General features: G+C 42.1%; 4 protein-coding genes. 2 read left to right on the top strand and 2 right to left on the bottom strand.

Translation table 11 applies throughout. The annotated features are described in order from the left end of the window. Positions 1–289: 289 nt before the first annotated feature. Together WBA23_RS18170 and WBA23_RS18165 are read right to left on the bottom strand one after the other, a co-directional pair. Entirely contained in the window at positions 290–1,099 is an 810-nt protein-coding gene (locus WBA23_RS18170; protein WP_424583699.1) for a hypothetical protein, read from the bottom strand. Between the two features lie 728 nt (positions 1,100–1,827). Then, positions 1,828–2,886, bottom strand: coding sequence for a hypothetical protein (locus tag WBA23_RS18165; RefSeq protein WP_424583698.1), 1,059 nt, complete (start codon positions 2,884–2,886; stop codon positions 1,828–1,830). An 85-nt stretch (positions 2,887–2,971) separates the two neighbouring features. Between WBA23_RS18165 and WBA23_RS18160 the strand changes: the two genes are divergently transcribed. Continuing rightward, on the top strand, positions 2,972–3,640 hold the full coding sequence (locus WBA23_RS18160) for a DUF6090 family protein (RefSeq protein WP_424583697.1): 669 nt from the start codon (positions 2,972–2,974) through the stop codon (positions 3,638–3,640). A gap of 223 nt (positions 3,641–3,863) precedes the next feature. Next, positions 3,864–5,004, top strand: a 1,141-nt coding sequence (locus WBA23_RS18155) for an ABC transporter permease (RefSeq protein ID WP_424583696.1), incomplete at its 3' end; no start/stop codon positions are given.

Genomic DNA, 5,004 nt, shown 5'->3' with positions numbered 1-5,004 from the left:
CGGTTATAGTGATGTCTTTCCATTTCTTACTCGCTGCAATTAGATATCTAGAGAGATTTGAGCAATAAATACACCATAGTAGTAAATCCCCTCAATCCCCATTCCATGGCGGCCTTTAAGAAAGAGGGAAGGCCGCAATTGAACTATTTCGGTACATAAAGTTACCTTTTACGTTGCTGGAAGTCTGATGAAGAATAACGGCTAGCAAAAGTATGTGAACTGAGCATATAGCCGCCCTACAAACCTTCCCCTTTGCAAAGGGCCGCTATGGAATAGGACGCAGGGGGATTTACTCATCGAGCTCCGATTCAGCATCGAGCTCCCCATATTTTTCTAAGAAGTCTTGAATCTTTTCAATGGTTATGTCGGTACTTTTGATGTGACCACCAAGAAGAGCATAATTGGTCTTCAGAAATGGTAGTAACTCCTCTTCTGTAAATCTTTGGCTAAGATCAAGAGTGGTAGTAAGCTGAATATAATTCTCTTGTGCCTCAATGAATTCGTACGCTGATGCCATATCAATCATTAGGGAATCCTCAAAATTAGATAAGGCGTTGGAAATACTAGCCGTTTGCCAAGCAGCACTTCGCAGTGGTATGGTCATAAAGCCACCGCCGTAGTTTTCATCCAAGTTGATTTCGCCCTGCGCTACCTTCTGTATTCCTGAGTCTAGTTTTTGTAGATTATCCTCTTCTACCTGAACAATATACTTACACGTCCCTAAATTAATCTTCAGTTCACTAATAATATTCCGATACGCCTTCTCCGCCGCTAAATCGGCCCGGCGTTGTTGCCACCACGAATTGATCCCGAAGGCGAGCAACACGGCAATCACCACCGGAGGAATTTCTATGAGCATTTTGCGCAGGAAAACCTTAGAGGTCGAGCGACGAGTGGTTTCTCTCCAATCTTGGAACTCTTGGGTTTGGGCTTCGGTGCTAGCAAGTAGTTTCTGAAGGTGTTCGTTGGTCTGCTGTTGCTGAGCAACAAGCTGCTTCGTCTGTTCGCTAGAGTCGTGCTGCTTGTTAAGCTGGCGTTTAATGGTTTCGGCTACGCGCTCTGCCATTGCATCCCAGGGAGTATTTTTACGGTCGGCCATGTAGGAAAGATAGTGAGATTTTACAAAACCGTGTTTAGCACGCTCTTTAGTAGCTATGATATATACCTCGGGTCAAGAGTTTTGTTAGTGGGAGAGGGCAAATACTAACAAATTAGCATCACCTGGAAGCGAAAAGTTAGTACCAGGGCCTGAGAATAACTTCGGAACTTTGTGGGTACGTGATATTACGACAACTAATAACTGCCAAGGCGCAGGAAGTTAGTCCCGGCGACAATGACATAACTCCCAAGGCTTGCGGAACGGCTCCCGAGGGCTGTGCAGGGCTACTTTGTTAGGGGGAAGGTGATCCACTAACTAAACCGAGGCAAAAAGTTAGAGGGAAGCACAATTGACTAACAAACGCACAAGTGATGTAAGTTAGGACTAACAAAATCACTATTTGTAAGCTAAATAGATGGAAAATCATAAGGGGGAACTACTTCAATGGTTCCCCCTTCCCCTCGTTCACCCTTACTTATGCAACAATATGTAAAAGATATAGTATTATAAACGAAACTGTATTAGTACTATTCTAATGCGCTGTTGCTTCCGCGAAAATACATCTCTTATAAAATGTAAATTAAAGATAGATAAAGTGCGAAACTTTAAAAACAATAACGTAGAACTAGTCAGCTAGTTGTCAGTTATTCTATTAAATAAAGAAAAGGAAACAGAATATTTCCGTTTCCCTTTACCACCTATGATCAACCTTTTCACCTATTTGTGTATTACTTTTCTTCGTCGAGATACACCGCTGAGGCACCTTCGTAGTTGACGTTGGCTACCGGTTTGTAGTTACCGTTCATAGTAGGGTAGTCAAATACCAGTAGGCGTCCTCCGCCATTAGCTCGTTCGGCAACGTATACTTTCTTTTCAGCTACGCTAAACGTGATGTCAATTGGATTGCCTAAGAAGGTTTTATCACCGGCTACCCGAATCTGATCATCCATCATAATCATTCCCCCGTCACCGGCTTCTTCTAATTTCGTACTGAAGTTTTCAATTACATGAAATCCGCCGTCGTTGTCTACCGTGGCATCGGCAATATCGGATAGTATCATAATGTCATTCTTTCCGTCGTATTCAATTCCGTGGGTTCGTACCAGTCCCTCGATGGATACTTTTACATCAGCAGCAAGGTTTTCACTATCGGGTTTAGAACCGAAATCGTAGTAAACAGCCAAATTGTTGGTACCATCTTCTACTGCGAACAGCGTACCGTCCACCAGTTTAATTCCCCACAAGTCAATATGAACCCGGTACACTTTATCTAATCGAAGATCATTTTGAAAGATCTTGTAAACCAGTATTTGGTTCATATCGGCTACATCATCGGCCACCACCAATGTGTTACCTTCCACGTGAATCTCGCGACCGTTGGTAAAGTCGCTGGTGCTACCAAATGCGGGGTATACGTTCTCTTTCTTCATTAAATCCATGATATCGGTATAGCCATACACCATATTATCGGTGCGAGACAGTTGGTACACAATATCCTGGTCCGCACTGTAAAAAATACCATCGGCGTCCATGCTACCGGTAGAAGCCACGGTTTGTTCAATATCGTGTAGGTCAGATACATCGAAAATGGTAAAGTTTCCGCCGGTGTTGGTAGAGGCGAATACCCGTACGTCGTTCATTTCTTGGACGTGGTCATCATCTTGATCGAGAAGTTCATCGAAAATCTCTTCCGCTCGCTTACAGCTACTAAAGGTTAATATTCCTCCGATAAGAAGAAAAATAAAGGAGGTTCTAGTCAGATTGTTAAAAAATGCAGGTTTGTTCATTGCGTTTGAAATTAGGTTTGTTAAAAAATTTGCTATACTTACGAAGCAACTACCGAGGGCGGATTGCCCTTGGCTAAAAAATTTTATGCGAAGATTTTTAAGCAACATTCACTGGGGCGATAAACTGATTGATATTCTGGTAGTAGTACTCGGTATTACCATCGCCTTTGCACTAAACAACTGGCGCGAAAATCGACAAAATGCCAAGTTGGAACAACAGTACCTAAGAAATTTGAAGGAAGATTTAGTGAAGGATTCTGTCGGGTTAGATTATTCTATAAGTCATGCTGATGAAATATTCTTTTCTATAGAAAGAATACAACGACTGGCGGGTCAGTCTTCTAATGCCGATAGTATATACGTCTACCTTGGTGCGATAGGTGACGATAATCTACTGATATTTAAACCGGAAGACTATTCTTACAGCACAATGCAGCAAACCGGCAATATCACCCTTATTGAAACTGATAGTATTCGCAGAAACCTATCTCAACTATACGACACCTATGAGCTACTGGAAATGCAAACGGATTTTGCTTTTAAGTATCAATTTGATCGTTTATTCACCTATTACTATAATTATGATTTTCAGAGCCAGACGACTGTAGATGACCAAATGTACTTAACCTCTAATTTTCGAAACACGATTAGGTTCTACTCATCTAACCTAAAAGAGAGGCGAAGACTTATGCGGGAAGCTCTTCTTAAAATCAGATCACTTCTCCATTCTATTGACCAAGAATTAGACGAATAACTGTATCAAAACCGTACACTTCACTGTCACGAAAACGATACACTTTTAGTAATTAATAATGGATAATTGACAATTGATAGGTTGATAATCAGTGCGTTACAATAAATTTGCTGCTCTGGCGAGAGATTTGCCTATTTTATAATAATAAAGAGAAGTACTGTATCCGGTAGTTGCCTACTAAGCAATTATCAACTATCCCTTGTCAATTTTCAACTAAAGAATTATGATAAGAAACTACTTAGCCATTGCCTTTCGTCATTTATACAAACGAAAATTTTACACCGCAATCAACGTCATCGGTTTGGCGATTGGCCTGGCTGCCGGATTGCTGATTACGCTCTACGTGCTGGACGAACTGAGCTACGACCGTTTCCATGAGCGGGCCGACCGTATCTACCGGGTAACTACCGAGACCAACTTTAACGGAAACCTGAGTGGTATTGCTTCTACTAACTATCACGTAGGAGAGGTGATCGACGATGAAATACCTGAAATTGAAACTACGTTGCGGGTGCGGCAACTATGGGAGCAGAATATTAAAGTAGATGATGAAATATATAATCCAACAACGATTGCTGTGGATAGTAACTTCTTTCAGTTTTTTACCTTTCCGCTAAAAGAAGGTAACCCAGCTACCGCCTTAGATGATGCTTCATCTGTAGTTTTGACTGAAGATTTAGCGCAGGAGTTATTTGGAGAATCTACTGGAGTGCTGGGTAAAACTATTGTACTTTGGGATAAGATTTATGAAGTAACCGGCGTAGCTGAAAATCCACCTACCAACGCGCACTTTCATTTTCAGATGCTTAAACACTTTGAATCTCAGGTGAGTGATCGTATAAACTGGGGTAATATAAACGGAGTAGTCTCTACTTACTTTTTACTAGCTGAGAATGCTTTGGTGGAAAAGGTTTCCACAAAGATTAAAGACCTGGCTATCAAGTACAATGCTGATATTGCCGAAGGAATTAAGCTTGGTAAATATGATGTGAACTTCACTGCTCAGCCGCTGACTGATATTCACTTACATTCTGATTTAGGGATGGAGCTAGAAGCTAACAGCGACATTCGCTATGTATACATCTTTTCTATCATCGCGCTGTTCGTATTGATTATTGCCGGAGTGAACTACGTCAATCTGTCCACCGCTCGCTCTACCGACCGGGCTCGGGAAGTGGGAGTACGCAAAACGCTGGGAGCCTTACGGGAGCCGCTCATCGCCCAGTTTCTTATTGAATCGCTACTGGTCAGCTTAACCGCTACGCTATTAGGGTTGGGGCTGGCTGAGTTGTTCCGACGGCCGTTCAATCAATTAGCCAATAAAGAGCTCGCGCTCAATTTGTTTGAGACACCAACGCTAAGTA

The sequence above is a fragment of the Tunicatimonas sp. genome (assembly GCF_049647865.1).
GTDB lineage: Bacteria > Bacteroidota > Bacteroidia > Cytophagales > Cyclobacteriaceae > Tunicatimonas.
This window is presented reverse-complemented; position numbering and strand designations above follow the sequence as displayed.

What these genes read in the sequence shown, in the direction of transcription:
- WBA23_RS18170 (WP_424583699.1), bottom strand. Translation starts at nt 1,099, where the DNA reads ATGGCCGACCGTAAAAATACTCCCTGGGATGCAATGGCAGAGCGCGTA.
- WBA23_RS18165 (WP_424583698.1), bottom strand. Translation starts at nt 2,886, where the DNA reads ATGAACAAACCTGCATTTTTTAACAATCTGACTAGAACCTCCTTTATT.
- WBA23_RS18160 (WP_424583697.1), top strand. Translation starts at nt 2,972, where the DNA reads ATGCGAAGATTTTTAAGCAACATTCACTGGGGCGATAAACTGATTGAT.